At 37.1% G+C, this 24,995-nt stretch carries 24 protein-coding genes; 20 read left to right on the top strand and 4 right to left on the bottom strand.

What is annotated here, in order from left to right; all coding sequences use genetic code 11:
• The first annotated feature begins 114 nt into the window (after nt 1–114).
• The 6 genes from ezrA (at nt 115) to DZB84_RS08160 (ending at nt 8,387) form a co-directional block, all read left to right on the top strand.
• Nucleotides 115–1,809 (top strand): septation ring formation regulator EzrA, encoded by a 1,695-nt coding sequence (ezrA, locus tag DZB84_RS08185; RefSeq protein WP_116351774.1) that lies wholly within the window; start codon nt 115–117, stop codon nt 1,807–1,809.
• Nucleotides 1,810–1,902: 93 nt separating this feature from the next.
• Nucleotides 1,903–3,060, top strand: a complete 1,158-nt coding sequence (locus DZB84_RS08180; protein WP_116351773.1) for a cysteine desulfurase family protein — start codon at nt 1,903–1,905, stop codon at nt 3,058–3,060.
• Entirely contained in the window at nt 3,050–4,249 is a 1,200-nt protein-coding gene (gene thiI / locus DZB84_RS08175) for a tRNA uracil 4-sulfurtransferase ThiI (protein ID WP_116351772.1), read from the top strand. The genes DZB84_RS08180 and thiI overlap by 11 nt, the downstream gene beginning before the upstream one ends.
• Nucleotides 4,250–4,346: 97 nt before the next feature.
• Nucleotides 4,347–4,550 (top strand): alpha/beta-type small acid-soluble spore protein, encoded by a 204-nt coding sequence (locus tag DZB84_RS08170; protein WP_116351771.1) that lies wholly within the window; start codon nt 4,347–4,349, stop codon nt 4,548–4,550.
• A 175-nt stretch (nt 4,551–4,725) separates the two neighbouring features.
• On the top strand, nt 4,726–6,306 hold the full coding sequence (gene mbcS, locus DZB84_RS08165; protein ID WP_116351770.1) for an acyl-CoA synthetase MbcS: 1,581 nt from the start codon (nt 4,726–4,728) through the stop codon (nt 6,304–6,306).
• A 491-nt stretch (nt 6,307–6,797) separates the two neighbouring features.
• Nucleotides 6,798–8,387 carry an amidohydrolase gene (locus DZB84_RS08160; protein ID WP_116351769.1) on the top strand — a complete coding sequence of 530 codons (1,590 nt, stop codon included), beginning with the start codon at nt 6,798–6,800 and terminating at the stop codon, nt 8,385–8,387.
• Nucleotides 8,388–8,438: 51 nt separating this feature from the next.
• Here DZB84_RS08160 and DZB84_RS08155 read toward each other — a convergent pair whose 3' ends face one another.
• Entirely contained in the window at nt 8,439–9,236 is a 798-nt protein-coding gene (locus DZB84_RS08155; protein ID WP_116351768.1) for an NAD kinase, read from the bottom strand.
• 365 nt (nt 9,237–9,601) lie between these two features.
• Here DZB84_RS08155 and sppA point away from each other — a divergent pair, with 365 nt between their 5' ends.
• The 9 genes from sppA to DZB84_RS08110 all read left to right on the top strand — a co-directional run bounded on the left by sppA (nt 9,602) and on the right by DZB84_RS08110 (nt 17,171).
• On the top strand, nt 9,602–10,615 hold the full coding sequence (gene sppA / locus DZB84_RS08150; RefSeq protein WP_116351767.1) for a signal peptide peptidase SppA: 1,014 nt from the start codon (nt 9,602–9,604) through the stop codon (nt 10,613–10,615).
• Between the two features lie 17 nt (nt 10,616–10,632).
• On the top strand, nt 10,633–11,124 hold the full coding sequence (locus DZB84_RS08145; protein WP_116351874.1) for an RDD family protein: 492 nt from the start codon (nt 10,633–10,635) through the stop codon (nt 11,122–11,124).
• Nucleotides 11,125–11,237: 113 nt separating this feature from the next.
• Complete coding sequence (locus DZB84_RS25220; RefSeq protein ID WP_223254395.1) at nt 11,238–11,936, top strand: DUF2953 domain-containing protein; 699 nt, start codon at nt 11,238–11,240, stop codon at nt 11,934–11,936.
• A gap of 20 nt (nt 11,937–11,956) precedes the next feature.
• Nucleotides 11,957–12,424, top strand: coding sequence for a GerW family sporulation protein (ytfJ, locus tag DZB84_RS08135; RefSeq protein WP_116351766.1), 468 nt, complete (start codon nt 11,957–11,959; stop codon nt 12,422–12,424).
• 214 nt (nt 12,425–12,638) lie between these two features.
• The gene (gene tpx, locus DZB84_RS08130; RefSeq protein WP_116351765.1) at nt 12,639–13,139 is read left to right on the top strand and encodes a thiol peroxidase; all 501 of its coding nucleotides are present in this window, start codon (nt 12,639–12,641) and stop codon (nt 13,137–13,139) included.
• A gap of 137 nt (nt 13,140–13,276) precedes the next feature.
• Nucleotides 13,277–14,272 (top strand): class I SAM-dependent methyltransferase, encoded by a 996-nt coding sequence (locus tag DZB84_RS08125; protein ID WP_116351764.1) that lies wholly within the window; start codon nt 13,277–13,279, stop codon nt 14,270–14,272.
• 252 nt (nt 14,273–14,524) lie between these two features.
• Nucleotides 14,525–15,712 carry an acetate kinase gene (locus DZB84_RS08120; protein WP_116351763.1) on the top strand — a complete coding sequence of 396 codons (1,188 nt, stop codon included), beginning with the start codon at nt 14,525–14,527 and terminating at the stop codon, nt 15,710–15,712.
• Nucleotides 15,713–15,811: 99 nt separating this feature from the next.
• Nucleotides 15,812–16,645 (top strand): EcsC family protein, encoded by an 834-nt coding sequence (locus tag DZB84_RS08115; RefSeq protein WP_116351762.1) that lies wholly within the window; start codon nt 15,812–15,814, stop codon nt 16,643–16,645.
• A 4-nt stretch (nt 16,646–16,649) separates the two neighbouring features.
• The gene (locus DZB84_RS08110) at nt 16,650–17,171 is read left to right on the top strand and encodes a MogA/MoaB family molybdenum cofactor biosynthesis protein (RefSeq protein WP_116351761.1); all 522 of its coding nucleotides are present in this window, start codon (nt 16,650–16,652) and stop codon (nt 17,169–17,171) included.
• A gap of 20 nt (nt 17,172–17,191) precedes the next feature.
• On the opposite strand, the gene DZB84_RS08105 is transcribed toward DZB84_RS08110, so the two are convergent.
• Entirely contained in the window at nt 17,192–17,506 is a 315-nt protein-coding gene (locus tag DZB84_RS08105; RefSeq protein ID WP_116351760.1) for a hypothetical protein, read from the bottom strand.
• A 183-nt stretch (nt 17,507–17,689) separates the two neighbouring features.
• On the opposite strand from DZB84_RS08105, the gene DZB84_RS08100 reads away from it, so the two are divergent.
• Nucleotides 17,690–18,898, top strand: coding sequence for an argininosuccinate synthase (locus tag DZB84_RS08100; protein WP_116351759.1), 1,209 nt, complete (start codon nt 17,690–17,692; stop codon nt 18,896–18,898).
• Nucleotides 18,895–20,271 (top strand): argininosuccinate lyase, encoded by a 1,377-nt coding sequence (argH, locus tag DZB84_RS08095; protein ID WP_116351758.1) that lies wholly within the window; start codon nt 18,895–18,897, stop codon nt 20,269–20,271. The genes DZB84_RS08100 and argH overlap by 4 nt, the downstream gene beginning before the upstream one ends.
• Before the next feature lie 25 nt (nt 20,272–20,296).
• Here argH and DZB84_RS08090 read toward each other — a convergent pair whose 3' ends face one another.
• Nucleotides 20,297–20,746, bottom strand: coding sequence for a universal stress protein (locus DZB84_RS08090; RefSeq protein WP_116351757.1), 450 nt, complete (start codon nt 20,744–20,746; stop codon nt 20,297–20,299).
• 217 nt (nt 20,747–20,963) lie between these two features.
• Here DZB84_RS08090 and ald point away from each other — a divergent pair, with 217 nt between their 5' ends.
• Together ald and DZB84_RS08080 are read left to right on the top strand one after the other, a co-directional pair.
• Nucleotides 20,964–22,085: an alanine dehydrogenase gene (ald, locus tag DZB84_RS08085; protein ID WP_116351756.1), complete on the top strand. Its 1,122-nt coding sequence runs from the start codon at nt 20,964–20,966 to the stop codon at nt 22,083–22,085.
• A 145-nt stretch (nt 22,086–22,230) separates the two neighbouring features.
• Nucleotides 22,231–22,968, top strand: a complete 738-nt coding sequence (locus DZB84_RS08080) for a hypothetical protein (RefSeq protein WP_116351755.1) — start codon at nt 22,231–22,233, stop codon at nt 22,966–22,968.
• Nucleotides 22,969–22,994: 26 nt separating this feature from the next.
• Here the strand turns inward: DZB84_RS08080 and DZB84_RS08075 are convergent, their stop codons facing one another.
• Nucleotides 22,995–24,089 carry a M24 family metallopeptidase gene (locus DZB84_RS08075; RefSeq protein ID WP_116351754.1) on the bottom strand — a complete coding sequence of 365 codons (1,095 nt, stop codon included), beginning with the start codon at nt 24,087–24,089 and terminating at the stop codon, nt 22,995–22,997.
• A gap of 205 nt (nt 24,090–24,294) precedes the next feature.
• On the opposite strand from DZB84_RS08075, the gene DZB84_RS08070 reads away from it, so the two are divergent.
• Nucleotides 24,295–24,978, top strand: coding sequence for a metal-dependent hydrolase (locus tag DZB84_RS08070; protein ID WP_116351753.1), 684 nt, complete (start codon nt 24,295–24,297; stop codon nt 24,976–24,978).
• Nucleotides 24,979–24,995 lie beyond the last annotated feature (17 nt).

Raw genomic sequence — 24,995 nt, 5'->3', positions numbered from 1 at the left:
TTGTCGTTTACATGGTATCATAAATACATTATAAAAACATTTCAATAGCAATTTATATAAAAAAATACATAAATGTTTAGAATAGATTGATTGTGGGAGCAAGGAGGCCAAATTATGGAAATCATAATCGGCATAATCGTAGTAGTAAGTGTAATTGCCATTTTTGGATTTTATTCAAGAAAAAAGATATATAAAGATGTTGATAGGCTAGAAGCCTGGAAGATAGATATGATGAATCGACCAGTCACAGATGAAATTGCAAAAGTTAAAGATCTGAATATGACAGGACAGACTGAGGAATTATTTGAACGTTGGCGAAAACAATGGGATGAGATAGTTACGGTTGCACTTCCTGATGTAGAGGAATTATTATTTGATGCGGAAGACCTTGCAGATAAATATCGATTCGGAAAAGCGAAACGAGTTCTCGCTCAAATTGAAGCCATTCTAAATGATGCTGAAAGCAATATTGCAATCATTTTAGAAGAACTTAAGGATTTAGTTGGCAGTGAAGAAAAAAATCGCGTAGAGGTTGATGAATTAAATCAACTATATCGTGAGCTGAAGAAGATTTTACTTGCACACCGACATACTTTTGGTTGTGCAGAAAAACAGCTTGAAACAAAATTAGAGGGTGTTTACGGGAAATTTAAGGAATTTGAAGAAGCTACCACGAATGGTAACTATTTCGAAGCTAGAGAAATCGTACTCCTCATTAAGGATGCTCTTGCGGTAACAAAACAGCAGATGGATGAAATCCCTCATTTGCTACATGAAAGCCAAATTGCGCTACCGAATCAATTAAATGAAGTTTCAGAAGGATATAGCCAAATGGAACAGGAAGGTTATTCTCTTGAACATCATCAAATTGAAAAAGAAATCGAAAGAATGAAGGAGCAATTAACTCAATATATTGCTTTAATTGAAGAGCTCAAGCTTGAAGAAGCGAAAAAAGGGTTAGATGAAACACGAGAATCACTCGATACCATCTATGACTTACTCGAAGCGGAAGTAAAGGCAAATCAGTTTGTGAAAACCGAGGTTGAAAAAATAGAACAGGATCTTGAAGACTTAATTGAAGGTAGTAAAAGCACAGAGGAAGAAACATCATTTGTTCAACAAAGCTATCATGTAAATGACAAGGATCTTGACCGCCACCGTAATATCGTGAAACAAATCAAACAACTTGTAAAACAATATGTTTCGATTCAAGCAAAGCTCGAGGAAGACCAAATTGCTTATTCATTAATTAGAAATGAACTTGAAGAGATTTACGGTAAAATTCAAGATGTAAAGGAAGAGCATTTACAATACTCTGAAATGCTGAAAACTCTTCGAAAAGATGAACTACATGCACGAGAGCAAATCTTGGAAATGAAGAAACAGCTTGCGGATGCAAAACGTCTTATTTCAAAAAGTAATATTCCAGGTCTGCCGGTTAAGTATTCGGAGCTTATGTCTGAGGCAAAATTATCTTTAACACAAGTTATGTCAACGCTTGAGGAAAAACCACTAAATATGAATACGGTAAATCAAGCCTTACAAATTGCACTTGATTTAATTTCACAGACATATAAGAATACAGAAGAAATGATAGAGCAAGTATATCTTGCAGAAAAAGTCATTCAATATGGCAACCGATACCGTAGCCGAAATCCAAAAATTGCAGTAAGTTTACTAGAAGCTGAAAACTCCTTTAGGAATTTTGAGTATGCACTTGCACTAGAGCAAGCAGCAACTGCAATTGAGGATGTGGATCCGGGAGCACTGAAGAAGATCGAAGTGTTGCTTGATGACGATCGTGAATAAACAAAGGACCTCAAAATGGGGTCCTTTCCTTTTTTCAATCAATCCATTTTATGATATGATTTTGATGCAAATATGCTTATTAGGGGAAATTTGATGATTTACTTAGATAATAGTGCAACAACAAAACCATTTGATGATGTTATTGATTCGTATGTAAAAGTTTCAACTAATTATTTTGGGAATCCTTCTTCTTTACATGGAATAGGTGGACAAGCTGAAAAGCTTTTAAGTCAGTCACGTACACAAATTGCATCCCTCTTGCATGTAAAACCACAGGAGATTATTTTTACATCCGGTGGTTCTGAAGGGAATAATACGGCAATTAAGGGAATTGCTTTACAATATCAAAATCGAGGTAAGCATATCGTTACAACATCAATTGAGCATCCTTCTGTAAGTGAAGCCTGCAATCAGTTGACAGAACTTGGGTTTGAAATAACTTATCTTCCAGTTGATAATAATGGTGTCGTATCGATTGAAAGTTTAAAAAATGCAATCCGTGAAGATACGATATTAGTTTCTATTATTCATGTAAATAACGAGGTTGGAACAATCCAACCGATTGAAGAGATAGGTGAGCTTTTAGAAAAGTATCCGAAGATTATTTATCATGTTGACCATGTACAGGGAATAGGTAAAACATATCTAGATATCAATAAGGCGAAACTTGATTTATGTACGATTTCAGGACACAAGTTTAATGGACTAAAAGGAACTGGAGTTCTTTTCGTTCGCCAAGGTGTTCGAATAAAATCCTTAATCGCTGGTGGGGATCAAGAAATGCAAAAAAGGGCAGGCACAGAAAATGTAGCCGGCTTTGTGTCCCTTGCCAAGGCATTAAGGTTAACAATAGAGAAAAGAGATGCAGCAATTCATCATCTCACCGCTCTAAAAAAAGAGATTATTGAACAATTATCAAAAATGAACGGGGTCAAGATTCATACACCTGAAAAAAGTAGTGCTCCACATATTATAAATTTTTCCATTGATGGGTTAAAGCCTGAGGTTTTTGTACATTTATTGGAGGAAAAGGAAATATACGTTTCGACGACCTCTGCATGTTCATCGAAAAAAAATGAACCAAGTAAAACCTTGCTTGCAATGGGAGTACCAGTAGTCGAAGCAAATAGCTCAATTCGGATCAGTCTATCCCATCAAAATAAATTGGCAGAAGTTCCGATTTTAATAAATGCGATTGAGAATGCAATACAGAAACTACAAAATGTAATGGGGGAAAGAAATGGAATATGATCACATATTAATACGATTTGGCGAAATTACAACAAAAGGTCGAAATCGTAACTTGTTTATAAATAAACTTTCAACTCAAATACAAAGAAAACTGACAAAATACCAAGGACTCACGTTTGAAAAAACGAGAGACCGAATATATATTAAGCTTAATGGAGAACCACATGAGGGAATCGTGGAAATCCTCAAAAATATCATTGGTATTCAATCCTTTAGTTTAGCGTTAAAGGTTATCAGTGAAATTGAACATATTAAAGAAGGTGTTCTTGCAGCTATCAAACAGTTAGAACACAAAGGAAAATCATTCAAAATATCAGCTAGACGATCAGATAAAAGCTTTTCACTTGATTCCAATCAGTTAAATTATGAATTAGGGTCACATATTTTAAAGAATATCCAAGATATCCATGTGGATGTGCATAACCCTGATATCAATATGCGTGTTGAGGTTCGTAAGGAAGCAACGTACATCACCTTTAAGGATGAGAAAGGATTAGGTGGCCTTCCAGTTGGTTCAAGCGGGAAAGCAATGCTCATGCTTTCAGGAGGTCTGGATAGTCCTGTTGCTGGCTTCCTATCTATGAAAAGGGGATTAACGCTTGAAGCAGTGCATTTTCATAGCCCACCATACACAAGTGAACGTGCACGCCAAAAGGTAATTGACCTTGCACAGCAGCTAACTGATTTTTCAGGTACGATTAAGCTGCATATCGTGCCATTTACTGAAATTCAGACCACCATTCAAAGACAAATACCGGAAAACTATACACTGATTTCTACTAGACGGATGATGCTTCGTATCACCGACGAGATTAGAAGAAGGCGCAATGCGCTAGCGATTGTAACTGGAGAAAGCCTTGGACAAGTGGCAAGTCAAACATTGGAAAGTATGCATGTTATAAACAATGTCACAAATACACCGATTATTCGACCACTTGTTACTGTAGATAAGTTTCATATTATTGATATGGCAAAGAAAATCAATACCCATGATATTTCAATTCGACCGTTTGAGGATTGCTGTACTATCTTTACACCTGCTGCACCAAAAACAAGACCAAGACTAGAAAAAGTAACACATTATGAAAGTTATACTGATTTTGAAAGCTTGATTGAAAAAGCAGTTAATGAAACAGAAATTCTTACATTAGATGGTACGAAGAAGGAAGAAATTAAGGACTTATTCTAAAAAAAAGAACTCTTTTGTTGTGAACATTTACCAGTGGTTCAAATGTATTATGCCATGTGATTTTACACATTATATACTCACAAGGAGGTGAAGTCACATGGCAAACAACAACAGTAGTAACCAACTTCTAGTAGCTGGTGCACAACAAGCTATTGATCAAATGAAATATGAAATCGCAACAGAATTTGGTGTAAACCTTGGTGCTGATACAACTTCTCGTGCTAATGGATCAGTTGGTGGAGAAATTACTAAGCGTTTAGTATCTTACGCTCAACAACATATGAGCGGAGGTAACTTCTAAAAAATAAATATATATAAATGGCTACAAGGACGGGATCATACCCGTCCTTTTCTATTGGATTCATTAAAAATGTAATCAAGTATTATAACCTGGTCATAATTTTTTCACAAAACCCCTTCCAAATTGGTTGAAATATTTTATATAATTAGACTATAAAAGTAGAGGAGGAATGATCGTGAAAAAAGAAGATTTAATTGCACCTGCAAAGTATAATCTCGTAAAGGAAATTGAAAAATATGCAAATGATCCAAAAAAGATTGCATTAAAATGGGAAGATGAGCAGGGGAACAAAAAAGAAATAACATACGTAGACCTCTTCAAAAATGTAAACCAAATTGGAAATACCTTGATGAACAAAGGCCTTAAGAAAGGTGACAAAGTATTAGTTATTATTCCTCGTTTAGTCGAAGCATATATGGTTTATTTAGGCGCTTTAAAAGCCGGATTAGTGGTCATCCCAAGTTCTGAAATGCTCCGTACGAAAGACCTTCAATACCGACTCATTCATGGAGATGTGAAAGCGATTATCAGCCACCACCCATATTGTGATCAATTTTTATCCATTGAAAATATCGACCATATTCAAAAGTTTGTAGTTGGGGAAAAAGTAGATGGTTGGGATTCTTTAGAAGAAAATATGAAAATTCAATCAGATCAGCTAAAGGCAGTAGAAACAAATAAGGATGACATGGCCTTCTTATCTTACACATCTGGGACAACTGGAAATCCAAAAGGCGTTGTTCATACACATGGCTGGGCATTTGCTCACTTAAAAACAGCTGCTCCTTATTGGCTAAGTATCAGTGAATCAGATACGGTTTGGGCGACGGCAGGTCCTGGTTGGCAAAAATGGATTTGGAGCCCATTTCTATCGACACTCGGAAGTGGTGCAACAGGATTTGTGTATTTCGGTAAATTTAATCCAAATAAATATTTAGAATTGCTAAGTTCCTATAAGATTAATGTCCTATGTTGTACGCCAACAGAGTATCGTTTGATGGCAAAGGTAGAAAATCTATCTGATTACTCACTTCCGGATTTACATAGTGCTGTTTCAGCGGGGGAACCTTTAAACCGGGAAGTAATCGACACATTCAAAAGAGAATTTAACGTAGAAGTTCGAGATGGTTATGGACAAACAGAAAATACATTATTAGTAGGTGTATTAAAAGGAATGCAAATTAAGCCTGGTTCCATGGGCAAACCAACACCAGGCAATCATGTAGAAATTGTTGATGAGTTTGGTAAGCCTTGTCCGGTAGGAGAAGTAGGCGATATTGGTGTCCATGTCGACACACCAGCTCTTTTTAAAGAATATTACAAGGATCCTGAAAGAACAGCTATGCAATTTAGAGGAGATTACTATATTACAGGAGACAAGGCAAAAAAAGACGAAGATGGCTATTTCTGGTTTGAAGGCCGTGCTGATGATATTATCATTAGTTCAGGCTATACCATTGGACCATTTGAGGTTGAAGATGCACTAGTTAAGCATCCATCTGTAAAGGAATGTGCAGTTGTCGCAAGTCCTGATGAAGTTCGAGGGAATATTGTTAAAGCATTCATTGTATTACGCGAAGGTGTAGCATCCACTGAGGAGCTCGTCAAAGACCTACAGGAACATGTAAAGCAAATGACAGCACCATATAAATATCCAAGAAAAATTGAATTTGTGAATGATCTACCGAAGACAACATCAGGAAAAATTAGAAGAATCGAGCTTAGACAAGCAGAAGCAGCAAAGGCAAATGCATAGTTAGTAGAAAAGCAGATAGTATTTTTATAGAGGTTCTATTTCGGGTGCATTATTAAGAAAAGACGTGTGAATTGGCACACGTCTTTTTCCATATTTGCAAAGGTTTGATCCGATTTTCGTGAAAAAAGGGGTCAAAACTTCTGTCTATTGTCGAGGACCCACCTATCGGTTGTGGAACAGGCTAAACACCCAGGTCTTTAAAATAGACGGAGAGATTTCGCTTATTGACTCTAAATTATAAAAAAAAGAATGGCTTTAGCTTTGGATAACCGGAAATCCTCCGCTTAATTTTTTCAGCAGTTCCACATTAATGGCTAGAAAACCTACCGATTGCGGGGACAAGTTTAAAAAACAATTATGATGCCGAATCTACTGTCATTTTGCCACTTATTTTATGAAAAGCACCATAAAACAGAACCCCTAAATATTTTACTACCTGCTTTTTCGTGTTAAAGTAATCTTATCTTAAATCTAGAACAGTAGGTGTGATGATGGGAACTTTATGGATGGGTGGACAAATCTACACGCTAGAGCGGGAGAATGAGACTGTAGAAGCGGTTTTCGTGGAAAGTGGCACTATTGTTGCCACAGGATTAAAGAAAGATATAGAAAATCGATATCAATCGCGAATTACAAAAATAATGGAATTAAAAGGAAATACGATGTTTCCAGGGTTCGTAGATAGCCATATGCATCTCATTGGTCATGGCGAAAAACTGTTAAAGCTAGATTTTTCGGACATGACATCTTCCGAGGAAATGTATACTTCCATTCAAGAATATTTAAAAGATAAGCCTGCGGGAGAATGGATAATTGGAGAAGGATGGAATGAAAATCAGCTTCCTGACCGAAAAATTTTCCATCGAAATGAACTGGATGAACTTTCACCCAATAATCCGCTCATGTTAAAAAGAATTTGCCGGCACGCTGTTGTTGTGAATACGAAGGCATTAGAATTAGCTGGTATCACGGACGATACGCCAAATCCTGAGGGTGGGGTCATTGTAAGGGATACAAATGGTCATGCAACTGGGTATTTATTAGATCAAGCGCAGGAGCTGGTAAAAACAGTGATTCCAGAAGTGACGGAAGATTACATTCAAAAGGCACTTCAAATATCAGTTAACGATTGTCTGAGCAAAGGACTTGTCGGTGGACATACAGAGGATTTGAATTATTATGGAGGTTTTGCGCGCACATTGCGAGGGTTTCAAAAAATAATTAATGCAGAAAGCATCAAATTTCGGACAAATCTTTTAGTTCATCATGAGGTAGTCGATGATATGCATCGATTAGGCTTTTCCTTTGGAGAATATGGAGATTTTCTTGAATTTGGTGCAATGAAAATATTTGCGGATGGCTCTCTAGGTGGCAGAACCGCATTATTAAGTCATCCATATAATGATTCACCTGATACATCAGGAGTTGCTATTCACACATTAGATGAGTTGAAAAAACTGGTTCAAAAGGCCAGGCGATATAAGATGCCGGTTGCTGTCCATGCGATTGGGGACCTTGCATTTGAATATGTATTAGACGCAATTGAAGAATTTCCACCATTACCAAATCAACGGGATCGCCTAATTCATGCTCAAATTTTACGACAAGAGTTAATCGAGCGAGCAAAACAGTTACCGGTCATCCTCGATATCCAGCCAAGATTTGTCGTATCTGATTTTCCGTGGGTGGTTGAAAGAATTGGTGAAATGAATATGGACTATTATTATGCTTGGAAGACATTATTGACTGTGGGTCTTCCTTGTGCAGGTGGGTCTGATGCACCGATTGAACCGATTAATCCCTTGCTAGGAATTCATGCAGCAGTGACAAGAAAGAAAATAGGAAGAGAAGAGATTTACATGCCCGAACAAAGATTATCCGTATACGAAGCTGTCCAGCTGTTTACAACTGGAAGTGCTTTTGCAATTGGAAAGGAAAATTGCATGGGGAAAATTGTACCGGGATATAAAGCTGATTTCACTGTTCTTGATAAAGACATCTTGCATATTCCTGAAGATGAAATACCAAGTACAAATGTAATGATGACCGTGGTTGATGACACTGTGATGTATGAACAATAACCAAAACAGACCAAGCTTCCATAGCTTGGTCTAGTAACTTTTAGGATCATTCTATAAAAATGTTCGTTTTACCTTCTCCCAGAATGAATTGTCCTTTAATTTCACCGTTTTGATTCTTTTTTCACTTAACTGAATCTCAATTTGTTTTACATTCCGAATGCTAAGAGCTTCATTGTCCATCCCAATTGTAGGAAAGTCGTTTCCATCCTGTACATCTCGCAATGTTAGTTTTCTAGTTCCGCTTAAAATAAACGGAGAATCTAGGGTTCGATATTGGTTTGTGTTTAATGATGCAAGTTCAGTGACTTGCATACAAGGAAGTAGCGGATCCACGACAGCACCTCGAACCGATTTATTATAAGCAGTGCTTCCAGTTGGGGTCGAAATAATCATGCCATCGCCACGGAATGTTTCGAAATGTAAATCATCAATATAGACGTCTAAAACCAAGGTCTTAATGATAGCCGAGCGAATGGAGCATTCATTCAAACAATAAAAGGATGGATTGTTATCCACCTTTACTTCTATGATTGGGTACCTACGAACTTCGACTTTTTCATGTAACATTGCTTCAACCATTTTGTCAGTTTCGTCGGCATGGAAATCACAATAAAGGTTTAAGGATCCGGTTGTAGAGATTCCGACATATAGACAGTCCTGGCGGAAATTCGTTTTACGAACAGCTTGTAGGAAAGTCCCATCTCCTCCTATACTAACAATGATGTTTGCCTTCGCAGCATCATCTACAACTGTAAATTGATGCTCTTTTGCGAGCTGATTTAGTTGTTCAACATATTCGATTAGTTTATCTTCTTTTCTATAAAAGAAATAGAGATTTCGACGTTCCATTTAAATAGCCTCCTATTGGTTTTTTAAAATAGAATGGTAAAAATATTAAAGCTATTATGTTGCTTTATATTAAGTTTATCAATTAAATGAAACTATTTTGGTTCTGATTCGTATTTATTTTTGAACAAATTCTTAACTTTATTCGATTGGGGGAGGGACCCCCAATCGAATAAAGTTAAAGCCTCCGGCGGATGCCACAGATTTTAAAAGGAAACTTTTCGAGCTTAAGATCAAAGACTAAGAACGCCACATCCTGTGGCAACGTCTTTGTGACCCACCTCATGTGGGCCTAAAAAATCTGGGCATAAATACGCCAAGGCGCATTTGATTCAGTACCATCAACATCTATGTAGGAGGAAAATGAAATGAATGGTAAACGGTGGGCAGCATTAGGCATTGCTGCAGTCATATTTGTATTTTCAATCTTTTTTAATTTCGCAACAAATTTAGCTTCGAAAAACTTCAGTAGTCTTTCAGATGATTTACTAGCGACTTCAAATGAAGACTTTCTCGAAAATGTTGTAATGGAAGGTAAAGGAATAGATAAAATTCTCGTATTATCTGTGAATGGAGTAATTCAGGATACAGGTGAGGACGTAACATCTTTCTTCCAAACAGCCGGTTATCAACACCAAACATTCTTAAAAATGATTGAAAAAGCGGAAAAGGATAAAACGGTGAAGGGAATTATTCTTAAAGTGAATTCACCAGGTGGCGGTGTTGTAGAAAGCGCGGAAATACATAAAAAGTTAACAGATCTAAAAGAAAAAACGGATAAACCAATTTATGTTTCAATGGGAGCGATGGCAGCTTCTGGCGGCTACTATATCTCTGCTCCAGCAGACAAAATATTTGCTACTCCTGACACCATGACAGGTTCACTTGGGGTTATTATGCAAGGGATTAATTATAGTGGGCTAGCTGAAAAATATGGCGTGAAATTTGAAACCATTAAAAGTGGTCCTTACAAGGATATCATGTCTCCAAGTAGGGAAATGACAGAAGAAGAACGAAACATTATGCAATCGATGGTCGATAATGCATATCAAGGATTTGTTAATGTAATCGCAGAGGGACGTAATATGTCAGAGCAAGAGGTTCGTCGTATTGCAGACGGACGAATCTATGATGGTAGGCAAGCTAAGGAAAATCATCTAATTGATGAACTAGGGTATTTTGAAGATACGGTTGAAGCTATGAAACAAGATTACGATCTTAAAAATATCAAAGTTGTCGAGTATGAAACTAATTTTGGATTTGGATCTCTATTTTCTATGAGTGCGAAAAAAATGTTTAATGATGACATCGAAATGGCAACGTTGGTTCATCTATTGTCTCAGCCAAATTCACCTAGAATGATGTACTTGTACGCGGAATAGGAGGGACTAACTTGAATATGGATCTAACACATGAAGGAGTTCGGGGCAGTAATCATGTTCACGATCATACAGATCGGCCAATCGTTCAAGAGGTGCCACGTTATGCTGGCTTTTGGATGCGGTTTTGGGCATATTTATTGGACTTAGTTGTAATTGGGAGTATAAATCGCATCTTAATTTATCCTGCCTTTCGAGCACTAGACATACCATTAACTGAAAGTCATATATTTAGTGCAACATCAATTGCAACTGCTGTTGTCTTTTATTTATATTTCGTGTTGATGACCAAATTTTTTAACCAGACATTAGGGAAAATGGTGTTTGGAATAAAAGTTGTACCTCTCGACGGAAAATCACTTAGCTGGATGACGGTTCTCTTTAGGGAGTTTATTGGTCGGTATATTTCAAAACTCTTTTTCATCGGCTATATCATCGTCGCTTTTTTACCAAAAAAACAAGGAATTCATGATCTTTTATCTGATACAACGGTTATACATGCTAAAAAATAAGAGTGTCCTTTGGGCACTCTTTTTATATGGAGACACATTACCAAAGATGCCCTTTTTGTGTATTTTTTGCATGATGGAAGGTGATAATGAAACATTGAAAGGGTGTGAGTGTTGTGAAGTGGATTTTTTTTATTTTATTATTTTTAGTCCTACTTTTCCTTCTTATTCTGATAACAAAACTAACAATATTTATAGAAGCAAATCACTCACAAGACGATGACCATATTAAGATCAGATTCAGCATTTGGTTTGGGCTGATAAGATATACCATTAATGTCCCGATGGTTGCAGTTGACAATGAAACGCCAAGCATCGTGTACAAAAAGGAGAAGAAAGGAAATGTCGCCACAGATGAGAAAAAGAAAAAGGAGAAATTCTCTGTACATAATTTAATGGACAATCTCCATGATACAAAAGTAATTCTTCAACGAGTCATCGATTTGGTACCGGTATTTAAGCGTTTTTTAAAGAAAATTTCAGTTTCACGATTTGAGTGGCATTCACATATAGGGGTGGGTGACGCCGCCCATACTGGAATTATCACTGGACTTGGATGGTCGATTAAAGGCACGATTGTCGGAGTGATGAGCCATTATTTTAACCTAAAAACCCATCCGGAATATTCCATTACTCCCTCATTTCAAGTAGCCGTATCCGAAACTAGGCTAAGATGCATGATTCATTTTCGAATCGGGTATGCTATGGTAGCAGGAATCAAAGCGATTAAAAGATGGCGAGGGGGTCTACCGAAATTTAAATCCCAGACCCTCTCAAAGCTTAATGATGCCGATTCGGATAAAAAATCAGTTTAGATTGTCAGGAGGAATGTATGATGTCTGATCATCCAATACAGGGTTTAATGAAGACCGCAATGGAAAATTTAAAACAAATGATCGATGTGAATACAATCATCGGAGACCCTGTTGAAACGCCTGATGGGAGCGTTATTTTAACGGTCTCAAAAGTTGGCTTTGGATTTGCTGCAGGTGGTAGTGAATTTAAGGGACAAGGTGAGGGTGGAAAAGATAGTGGTGGAAGTGGAGACCAACAACAGCAACAACAACAAGGATCTAATCTCCCATTTGGTGGAGGTAGTGGTGGCGGAGTTTCGATTACACCAATCGCTTTTTTAATTGTTAGTTCAAATGGTGTTAAGATGCTTCATCTTGATGAAGGCACTCATTTATTTGAAAAACTTATTGAACTTGCACCACAGGCTGTTGACAAAATCCAACAAATGATTAAAAAGAATAATCAAGATCAGCAAAATCAACAGAAACAACAAGATTTCGATATCTAAAAAATGGTAGGAGTTAGCTGTCTTACAGTTGACTCTTTTTTAATTCTCTTTGACTCTTTTCTAAAAGTTGTTGATATTGGATAAATCAATTGTATCAAGAACAACAATGTTTGCGAAAACAGCCTTCTCTTTTTCATTCGAATTCATTGCAATCCTTTTGAATTAAAGATATCATTTACACTGTACATAACATTTTAAGGAGGATTTTGGAAAAATGGCAAATATCACATTTAAAAACAATCCAGTCACTTTATTGGGGAATGAAGTAAAAGTTGGGGACAAGGCTCCTGATTTTACTGTATTAGCAAATGATTTAACACCAGTTACACTTGCAGACTCAAAGGGTTCTGTTCGTTTAATAAGTGTTGTACCTTCACTTGATACAGGTGTATGTGATGCACAAACTCGTCGTTTTAACGAAGAAGCTGCTGGTTTAGGTAATGTTAAAATCTTAACAGTAAGTGTTGATTTGCCATTTGCACAAAAGCGTTGGTGTGGTGCAAACGGTATTGAAAATGTTCAAACGGTTTCTGACCACCGTGATCTTTCTTTTGGAGAAGCATATGGTGTAGCTATTCAAGAACTACGATTATTAGCTCGTGCCGTATTCGTTGTTGACAGCAGTGATACAGTAACATATGTAGAATACGTAAGTGAAGCAACAAATCATCCAAATTATGAAGCAGCATTAGAAGCGGCAAAAGCAGCTAAGTAATATTGAAAAGCGCAAGCGCCTAGTGAAGTTACGGGAATCCCAATCTAAATTGGGATTCTTTTTTAACTTTGTTGAACTACTTCATCATTTCTTTTAAAATAAAGGGATATGTTAAGTGTAGGAAAAGGAGAAAAACAATGGCACAAATATCTGCAATTGAAAAACTATTTACTGTTATCGACAATACCGCAACATTACTTAAAGAAGAATTAGCATGTACATACTTAGAGGCAGTTGCCGAAACTGGAGAAAACCTCTTTCAGAACACCATCCTACAGGAAGAATTAAGTGAACTATCCAAAAAGCGTATCGAAAAAGAATATACCCATGTCAAACTAGATCAATACTCAGTTGAAGAAATTCGCAAGGCTTATCAGCTTGCTGCTCTAAAAGGAATGAAAGAAGCAACCCAGGCAAACCATGAAATGACACCAGACGCCATTTCAATCTTTATCGGATACCTTGTTTCAAAATTCACTGAAGGCTGGAAAGGATTCAGCATTTTTGATCCAGCTGTTGGAACAGCAAATCTCTTAACAACTGTACTTAACCAAAATCAATCCAAAGAAATTGAAGCATGTGGGATTGATGTAGATGACCTTTTAATCAAAGTGGCATATGTTAGTGCGAACCTTCAGCAGCATTCCATTCAATTCTATAACCAAGATAGTCTACAGCCACTCTATATAGACCCAATGGACGTAGTTGTCAGTGATTTGCCTGTCGGCTATTATCCGAATGATATAGGAGCAGCTAGTTTTGAACTGCGCGCTAAAAAAGGTCATTCTTACGCCCACCATCTTTTTATTGAACAAAGCCTTAAATATACGAAAGCGGGTGGCTATTTATTTTTCCTTGTTCCAAATCACTTATTTACAAGTGAGTACGCAAAAGAATTAAATGAATTTCTTAAAGAGCACGCTTTTATTCAAGGAATGATTCAGCTTCCACTTTCGTTGTTTAAGAATGAACAGCACGCAAAAAGTATTTTTATTATCCAGAAAAAAGGACTTAATGTGAAAGCACCTAAGCAAGCCTTGCTTGCCAACCTTCCGAAGTTTTCAAATCAGACAGCTATGGCAGGTATTATTAAACAAATCGATGATTGGTTTAAGCAAGAGAAAAATGAATAGTAGAAGTAAGGAGATCCCATTGGGTCTCTTTTTTTGTTATCAATCCCGGAGTTTTCTTGATTAATAGCGCTTTCCATTATCTGAATATAAGAACATTATGGCGAAAACGGTACCAAACCGGCGAACTCCTTGAAAAGTTTTTGTACCGATGTTTAAATGAAAATGGCATCTATGAAACTGTGTCGTTTTGCATAGAATAATGTAGAACAATAATTTACATAGAAAAGTGATTTAAACAAAGGAGCGGACGATATGTCTAAAATCATTGCGATAAATGCAGGAAGCTCTTCACTTAAATTTCAATTATTTGAAATGCCAAGTGAGGAAGTTATTACGAAAGGAATCTTTGAAAGAATTGGACTTGAAACGGGAGTTTTTACAATTTCAGTTAATGACGAAAAAATAACTACAGAAACAGAACTTCCGGATCATGCTGTTGCTGTTAAAATATTACTAGATAAACTAACCGAATTAGGTATTATCAAAACCCTAGATGAAATCGATGGAATCGGACATCGAGTTGTACACGGTGGAGAGTCATTTGCTGATTCGGTTGTCATTACTGATGAGGTATTAGCAGAAATAGACAAGCTATCTGAATTGGCACCATTGCATAACCCTGCCAATGTTACAGGAATCAAAGCATTTCATGAAGTGCTACCAAATGTTCCAGCAGTAGCCGTATTCGACACAGCCTTCCACCAAACAATGCCAGAGAAGTCATTCTTATATAGTCTACCTTATGACTATTATAAAAACTTTGGAATTAGAAAGTATGGATTCCACGGAACGTCTCATAAATATGTTTCACAACGTGCAGCTGAACTTTTAGGCAGACCTTTAGAAGAGCTTCGCCTATTGTCATGTCATCTTGGAAATGGCGCTAGTATCGCTGCTATAGAAGGCGGAAAATCAATTGATACATCTATGGGCTTTACTCCACTTGCTGGTGTAACGATGGGAACACGTTCTGGTAATATTGACCCTGCATTAATTCCATTTATCATGGAGAAAACAGGAAAAACAGCAGATGAAGTGTTAGATGTGTTAAACAAAGAAAGTGGAATGCTTGGTGTTTCTGGATTCTCAAGTGACTTGCGTGATATTCAAGAGCAAGCGGATCAAGGTAACAAACGTGCTGAATTAGCTCTTGAAGTGTTTGCTAGCAGAATTCATAAATACATTGGATCATATGCAGCACGTATGCATGGTGTGGACGCAATCATTTTCACAGCAGGTATTGGAGAAAACAGTGACACTATTCGTGCAAGAGTATTAACTGGTTTAGAATTCATGGGCGTTTATTGGGATCCAATTTTAAATAAGGTACGAGGAAAAGAAGCATTTATAAGCTATCCGCACTCACCGGTAAAGGTTATTATTATTCCTACAGATGAAGAAGTCATGATCGCTCGCGATGTCATGCGTTTAACAAAATAAAGATGGAAGGACAAACTCTTAAAGGGTTTGTCTTTTTTATGACCTATTTTTACATTATGATATAATACACATAGTCAAAGTTGGAAACGGAGGATGATTATGGATTTTACAGAACGGGAACGACAAGTTTTAATGGAAATTGAAAAATGGTCAGGCCAAATGCATCATGAACAAACAGATTTTGAAATGACCTATGACAAATGGCTTGAAAACTCGTTAAGTCTTATTCCTGAGAATATCCGGACCGAGTTCTTTTCAAAACTAGATAATTGGCTGTTTCATTTACATGCGATACTCCAAGGCTCTCAATTTCAAGTGGATGCAAGAGAACGGTTGATTCACTCAGCACGTATCTTTAACCAAGACATTGATGATATATCGGATTTGAAAAATCTCACAATTGACGAGCTTACATACCTAACTGAAAATCAGATAGCGAAGCATCGCCTTTATTCATTTGCCCACGGAGGCTTGTCCGGTACCGGGGGACTATTGTTGCTAGGGACGGATATACCAGCGATTACGATTCTAAATCTTCGGATTGTCCAATTAATTGCGATGACATATGGATATGAAGTAAATACACCATATGAAATGATGACATCATTAAAGGTATTTCATGCAGCTACCTTGCCTAAACGCATGCGCTATCAAGGATGGGAAGCCCTTATTCAGGATGCAGATGGGTACAATCAGAACCAATATTTTTACAATGGATCAGAAGAGTTAACTGATGAAACGTGGCTTGAATTGCCATTGAAGCATATTGTAAAAGCAATCGCGATTTCAGTTTTACGTAAGCGTATGATTCAAGGGATTCCGCTTATTAGCATGGCAATTGGTGCTGGAATGAATTATCAACTAACAAGACAGGTCAGTGACTTTGCCCACAATTATTACCGTTTTCGTTTCTTGAATGAAAAGGAGTCATAAAGATATGAGTGTCCAAGAACATAAGCAAACAACACCAGCCTCTGTCACATGCAAAGTCATTACAATAAGTGATACTAGAACAAAAGAAACAGATAAAAGTGGCCAATTAATGATTACACTTCTTGAAGAAAATGGCTTTAAAGTTCTAGATTATAAAATTGTGAAAGATGAAGAAGCTTCTATTGAAAGAGCCATACGTGAAGGCTGTGAACACGAAGAAATTGATGTGGTTCTAACAAATGGAGGCACTGGCATTGCAAAACGTGATGTGACCATTGAGACGGTTTCAAAATTATTAGATAAAGAAATCGTCGGGTTTGGAGAATTGTTTCGAATGCTTAGCTATACGGAGGATATTGGGTCAGCCGCTATTCTTTCAAGAGCCATAGCAGGCGTTAGTAACGATACGGCAATATTTTCAACACCAGGTTCTTCTGGAGCAGTAAAGCTTGCAATGAAAAAATTAATTTTACCTGAACTTGGTCATGTTGTTAGGGAAATAAAAAAGGATATTAAAAAAGTCTAATCTTTGAGATTAGACTTTTTCTATTGGTGTATTTTCTTTGATATACCTTGATTCATTCTGTACCAAATCCATAAATCATTAATGATGGAGGCACATTCTGAAATTTCGTTGTTTAGTTCACAGGTGCGAACAAAATCAGGTTCATTGCCGAGTTGTTCTTGTTTTTTATTTATAACGAATTCAATTTCTGAAATTCGATCAGGTATATGGCCCCTGATTTTTTCCCATTGGAACAAAATATATTGTTGGATTTCCTCGGAATACTCCTCCCACTCTTTTTCTAAATAAGGAAGAAGAATTCCAAGTCGTTCATCAAAATGAAAATAATCCCCCATCATTACCACTCCTAGTAGGTCTTGCCCCTATTCTACATCACTCGAAGACTATTATCTATGAAAAAAGTTTTTTTATTTTCTTTTGTTTTGCTATTGAAAAAAGTCGAAAGAGTTGCTAAAGTTATACATTATAAATGTATAAATATAAAATCGTATGAATTATTATTCGAAAGGGAGATATATATGAGCAAAAAGAAAGTTGTTTTAGCCTATTCAGGTGGTCTTGATACAAGTGTTGCTGTTAAATGGTTACAGGAGCAAGGTTATGATGTTGTAGCTTGTTGTTTAGATGTGGGTGAAGGGAAGGACTTAGGGTTTATTAAAGAAAAAGCAATTACAGTCGGTGCTGTATCTTCATACGTCATTGATGCAAAGGAAGAATTTGCAAATGAATTTGCGCTTGCAGCTTTACAAGCACATACACTTTACGAAGGAAAATATCCGTTAGTATCTGCATTATCTCGTCCACTAATCGCGAAAAAGCTGGTTGAAGTTGCGCAAGAAGAAAATGCAGTTGCAGTTGCACATGGTTGTACTGGAAAAGGAAATGACCAAGTTCGTTTTGAAGTTTCAATTAAGGCATTAAATCCAGACCTTGAAGTTTTAGCACCTGTTCGTGAATGGAGCTGGTCGCGTGAAGAGGAAATCGAATATGCGAAACAACATAATATTCCGATTCCAATTAACCTAGATAGCCCATTTTCAATTGACCAAAATCTTTGGGGACGCAGTAATGAGTGTGGAATTTTAGAAGATCCATGGGCTGCTCCACCAGAAGAAGCATATGAATTAACAGTGTCTCTCGAAGAATCGCCAAACACACCTGACATTATTGAAATTGGTTTTGAACAAGGTGTACCAAAAACAATCAATGGTCAGCAATATCCATTATCAGAACTAATTCTTGAATTAAACCAAATTGCTGGAAAACACGGGGTAGGTCGTATCGACCATGTGGAAAACCGTCTTGTCGGGATTAAATCTCGTGAAGTATATGAGTGCCCTGGTGCAATGACATTAATTACTGCACATAAGGAACTCGAAGACCTTACCCTTGTAAAAGAAGTAGCACATTTCAAACCAGTTATTGAGCAAAAGCTAACTGAATTAATTTACAACGGACTATGGTTCTCACCACTAAAGGATGCATTACTTGGTTTCTTAAAAGAAACACAAAAAAATGTAAATGGAACAGTTCGTGTAAAACTTTTCAAAGGTCATGCAATTGTTGAAGGACGTAAATCTGATAATTCCTTGTACGATGAAAAGCTTGCGACATATACTTCAGATGATGAATTCGATCATAATGCTGCGGTTGGTTTCATTTCATTATGGGGCTTACCAACAAAGGTGAATAGTATCGTAAATAACAGCAAGAAGGTAGAAGTATGAAAAAGCTTTGGGGTGGAAGATTCACCAAAAGTGCGGAAGGATGGGTAGATGAGTTCGGTGCATCTATCTCCTTCGACCAGGAACTGGTGAAGGAAGATATTGAAGGAAGCATTGCCCATGTTACCATGCTTGGTAAATGTGGAATACTTTCAACGGAAGAAACAGAAACCATTAAGTCAGGGTTACTTACCTTATTGGTAAAAGCTAAAAATGGTGAATTGGAATATTCTGTTGCAAATGAAGATATTCATTTAAATATTGAAAAAATGCTTATTGACGAGATTGGGCAGGTCGGTGGCAAGCTTCATACAGGGCGAAGTAGAAATGACCAGGTTGCCACAGATATGCATTTATACTTACGACAACAAGTCAATGAAATCATCGAGGTCGTTGAAGAACTACAGGACGCAATCGTGGAACAAGCAGAACAACATGTTGAAACAATAGCACCCGGATATACACACTTACAGAGGGCACAGCCGATTTCATTTGCCCATCATTTGTTGGCCTATTATTGGATGCTTGAACGAGATAAAGAGCGTTTAGTGGACTCGTTAAAAAGAATCAATATGTCTCCATTAGGAGCTGGAGCCTTAGCTGGAACTACTTTTCCTATTGACCGTTACTACACTGCAGAGCTATTAGGCTTTGAAAAAATCTATGAGAATAGTATCGATGCCGTGAGTGATCGAGATTTTATCGTTGAATTTTTAAGCAATAGTTCAATGATTATGATGCACCTTTCACGTTTTTGCGAAGAGTTAATTCTATGGTCTTCTCAGGAATTTAATTTTATTGAGATGGATGATACTTTTGCAACGGGAAGCAGCATTATGCCACAAAAGAAAAACCCCGATATGGCAGAACTAATCCGTGGTAAAACAGGAAGGGTTTACGGAAACCTTTTTGGATTATTAACTGTCCTTAAAGGAACACCTCTAGCGTATAACAAAGATATGCAAGAGGACAAAGAAGGCATGTTTGATACTGTGAAGACAGTAAAAGGATCCTTGAAAGTTTTTGCCGGAATGGTGTCAACTATGAAGGTGAAAAAAGAAGTGATGGCAACAGCTGTTAAAAAGGATTTCTCAAATGCTACAGAGCTTGCGGATTACTTAGCTTCGAAGGGATTACCGTTTAGAGAAGCTCATGAAGTGGTTGGGAAGTTAGTGTTAACTTGTATTGAACGTGGCGTCTTCTTAGGAGATTTACCGCTTGAAGTGTTCAAAGAGTCATCTGTACTCTTTGAAGAAGACATTTATGAAGTGTTATTACCTGCAACTGCTGTAGCGCGTCGTAAGAGTGCAGGAGGAACAGGATTTGATGAAGTATACAAGGTTTTACAAAAAATAAAACAAACAAAAAAATCGTGATTGTTCACGATTTTTTTGTTATATCTTAAAGGTCCTTTTCTGTTCGAACAACCATGACATCACATTTTGCATAACGTGTAATGTTTTCAGAAACACTGCCTAATAGGAACCTTTCGACTGCGTTAAGACCAGTCGCACCACAAATGATTAAATCAACTTGATGCTTTGGCGCAATTTCCTTTGCAATTTTTATTTTAGGAGATCCATATTCTAATATTGTGTCTATATCTTCAATACCTGCTTCTTCCGCCATTTGCTCATACCGTTTCAGCAATTCTTTTCCGAATTTTTCAGATTCCTCTGTTAGGTTTAGCTGGTATGCACCGATTGTTGCAAATTGTTTTAAGTCAATCACATGAGTAATAATCAGTTCTGAATGATACCGCTTACAAACATCAATTGCTTTTTTAAAAGCCCATTCAGCTTCCTTTGAACCATCAACAGCAACAAGGACTTTTTTATAGGAAACTAGCATTTAAATGCCCCCCCTAAATATAGATATAGTCTATCTACTATTATTATAGCACTGCATATCATTTAGAAAGGAAAATAAATTGTATAAAAATTGAACTTTTTGGTGGATTATCAGAAAGAAAAAGATAGTTGTGTAAGTGCTTTCAAAATTGTTATAATAGGATTTGTAATTTTAAGGAAAATGGATTTATTGACCATAATTAGAGGAGTGTTTTTACATGCGTATTGGTGTACCTCGGGAGATAAAAAATAACGAAAACCGCGTTGCAATGACGCCGGCTGGTGTTGTAAGTCTTGTAAACTACGGCCATGAAGTCTATATAGAGACCAACGCTGGGGCAGGATCTGGTTTTACAGATCAACAATATGCCGATGCAGGGGCAATGATTGTGAATACACCAAGTGAAGCATGGCAGGCGGAAATGGTCATGAAGGTAAAAGAACCACTGCCAGAGGAGTTTCAATATTTCCGTGACGATTTACTCTTATTTACGTATTTACATTTAGCTGCAGAGCCTGAACTAACAAAGGCTCTTGTTAAGAAAAAAGTAATTGGACTTGCTTATGAGACAGTGCAGTTACCAAACGGTTCCCTTCCATTACTAACTCCAATGAGTGAGGTTGCAGGAAGGATGGCAACACAAATCGGTGCCCAATTTTTAGAGAAGACACATGGTGGCAAAGGTATTTTACTAGCTGGAGTACCTGGAGTACATCGTGGTAATGTGACGATCATCGGAGGAGGAGTTGCAGGAACGAATGCTGCTAAGATGGCAGTGGGTCTTGGAGCACAGGTAACGGTTATCGATTTAAATCCAGACCGTCTTCGCCAGCTCGATGACATTTTTGGCGCAGATGTAACAACACTTATGTCAAACCCACTTACAATTGCAGAAGCTGTGAAGGAATCCGATCTTGTAATCGGTGCAGTACTCATTCCGGGAGCAAAGGCTCCAAAACTTGTAACGGAAGAAATGATTAAATCAATGGCACCAGGTTCTGTAGTCGTAGATATTGCAATAGACCAAGGTGGGATTTTTGAAACGACGGACAAAATTACAACACATGATAATCCAACCTATATCAAACATGATGTTGTCCACTATGCCGTTGCGAACATGCCTGGAGCTGTACCGCGCACTTCAACTTTTGCATTAACAAATGTAACTGTTCCATATGCACTGATGATCGCGAATAAAGGATTCAAGAGAGCTTGTTTGGATAATGATGCTTTGTTCAAAGGAATCAATACACTAGATGGATTTGTAACCTACAAAGCGGTTGCAGAAGCACACGGAACCTCCTATTCAGATGCAAAACCACTTTTTGAAAATAGATAAAAACTCTGAGGGTACCTTTTTAGGTATCCTTTTCCAGTTTCGCCAGTATCTAATCATTGTCACCATTTTTTATGCATAAAAATAAGATAAAGAAAAGTATGTAGTGAGTCATACGTCTACTAAAGGAGTAAAGGAGTGCACAAGTATGGGTTCATCCGTTTTTTATAATGGATCATTAGCACCCTATGTTCACCGACCAACGTCTTCCGAAACAGAAAACCTGAATCAATCGACCTATTATTCGAATTTTGTAACTGAACATATAAAGTTGCAGGAAAAATACAATGAAACCATTAAAGAATATATAAAAAGTAATGAAGAATTAATCAAGAAGTTAGCGGAGGAACAAAAGGGATTTCAACATCAATTTTTTAATCATGAACAGAAGCAAAGGATGAAGGATGAAAAGCTCTCAAAGAATATGAGCGAACAGAAAAATTTATTGGAGGTATTTGTTGGCTTTATGAAGAAACAGGAAAAATACAATGAGACAGCAGCTAAGCAGCAAGTGGACCATAAAGACCAGCTTGAGATTTTAGGACGCATTGTTCAAAATCAAGAAATCTTTAACAAAAAAGTCTCTGAGAATATGAATCTCGTGAAGGATCAATTTGATCAAATCATCGCTGCCTTAAAAAACCATGAGGTGAAAAACGAAACAATTTCAAAACGATTTGAAGAAAAAGATGAGAAAGATCTGGAAATCGTAAATACCATCTCGGAACAAAAGGAATTGTTTTTTAAGGTGTTGAATGGGTTGCAGGATAATAAAGAGCAATATAATATTTTATTTGATTATGTGCGTAATCAGGATAATTTTAACCATAAGCTGTTTGAATACCTTTGTTCAAAATTTGAAGAGGAAGAGAATGCAGTCAATTAAAAGGACCCCAAGGGGTCCTTTCATAGTTATTTCGTAATAAGTTCTTTTGGAAAATTAGTTAATGTTTTAGCACCATCGGAGGTGATGATCATATCATCCTCAATCCGGACACCACCGATTTCCGGAACATAAATTCCTGGTTCAATGGTAAATACCATTCCTTTTTGTAAAAGCATATCATTTGTTTCATTCATGGATGGGAATTCATGAACATCAATTCCAAGCCCGTGACCAATTCGATGTGTGAAATATTCCCCATATCCAGCATTTGAAATAATGGAACGTGCAGCCACGTCAATATCTCCTACTCTTGTTCCAGGTTGACATGCATCAACAGCTGCCAGTTGAGCTTTTAATACGGTGTTATAAACCTCACGTTGTTGATCTGAAATCTCACCAACAGCAACAGTTCTGGTAATGTCTGAACAATATCCATCTAGAACTACACCTAAGTCAAATAGGACAAAATCACCTTTTTTGATCGTTTCAAGACCAGGTTTCCCGTGTGGTGCAGCTGTTTTTAGACCTGTTAATACCATGGTATCGAAAGACATTTGACGGATTCCTTTTTTCTTTAATTCAAATTCGATTGTTGCTAACACATCTAATTCTGTTTTTCCTTCAGCAATGGCTTCTACCCCAACTTCTACTCCATAATCAGCAAGCTTAGCTGCTTCTTGGAGAATAGATACCTCTTGTTCTTCTTTAATCATGCGTAACGTATGTAATTTTTCTTCAGCAGATACGAATGAGGTGGAAGGGAACAATTTTTGAATCTGCTCAAATCGCTCAACGGTTAAATGCTCTTTTTCAAGAGCCAATGTGGATACATTTACATTTCGTTTTGAGAGAGAATTTTGGATGAGCTCCCATGGATTATCTGTATCACTAAATCCGATGATTTCATATTGCCATCCTGCATTACGTGCTTGAGCAAGTTCCATATTAGGACAAATTAAGATAGGCTCTTCATCTTGAAAGACAAATAAACCAAGAAGTCTTTCATGTGGGTCTGTATAAAAATTTGTTAAGTAAAATACATTTGGAGTAGACGTAATGAAACTACACGCAATGTCTTTTTCCTTTAACCAACTAGATAACTGTTGTAATCGTTGATTCATATGTAACACATCCTTTTGAATAATAAAGAATACTGTTCAATTTTAGCACTTTGTTGGTTAAAGCGAAAGGAGAGAACTTCATAGTAAAAATAATTCAGGGTTTGTTTTAATTAGGAAAAGGGTATAAAAAAAGAGGGAAAGTACGCATGAAAAAAGAAGTAATATAATATGGTTTCTACATACAATTCTGGAAGGAGAGATCCATATGAAGGTATCGTATCATGGACATTCTGTCGTAAAAATTGAAACGAGTGGTAAGACAATCATAATTGACCCGTTTATTACAGGTAACCCAAATACAGACTTAAACGCAGCCGAAGAAAAAGTCGATGTCATTTTACTCACACATGGACATGGAGATCATGTTGGGGACACTGTAGACCTTGCTAAGCGTAACTCAAGCTTGGTAGTAGCACCAAATGAACTTGCTGTTTATTTAGGATGGCAGGGATTGAAAGTACATCCAATGCATATTGGTGGTGCGCACCAATTTGATTTTGGAAAGGTGAAGTTTACATTGGCTTTTCACGGCTCAAGCGTAGAAATTCCTGAGAAGAAGGAGTTCGTATATACAGGTATGCCAGGCGGCATCTTGTTTACGGCAGAAGGAAAAACCATTTATCATGCAGGGGACACTGCATTGTTTTATGACATGAAGTTAATCGGTGAACTTAACGACATTGATGTTGCCTTCTTACCAATTGGGGATAATTTTACAATGGGACCAGATGATGCTTTAATCGCAGCGGAGTGGTTAAAGGCAAAAACAATTGTTCCAATTCATTATAATACTTTCCCGGTTATTCAACAGGATGCCAATGATTTTGTCTCAAGACTGACTTCAACTGAAGGAAAAGTTTTATCAGCAGGAGATTTAATTGAATTATAGAGTGAAATTAAGGCGTG

This window comes from Bacillus sp. HNG, assembly GCF_003400205.1.
GTDB lineage: Bacteria > Bacillota > Bacilli > Bacillales > Bacillaceae_L > Ferdinandcohnia.
This window is presented reverse-complemented; position numbering and strand designations above follow the sequence as displayed.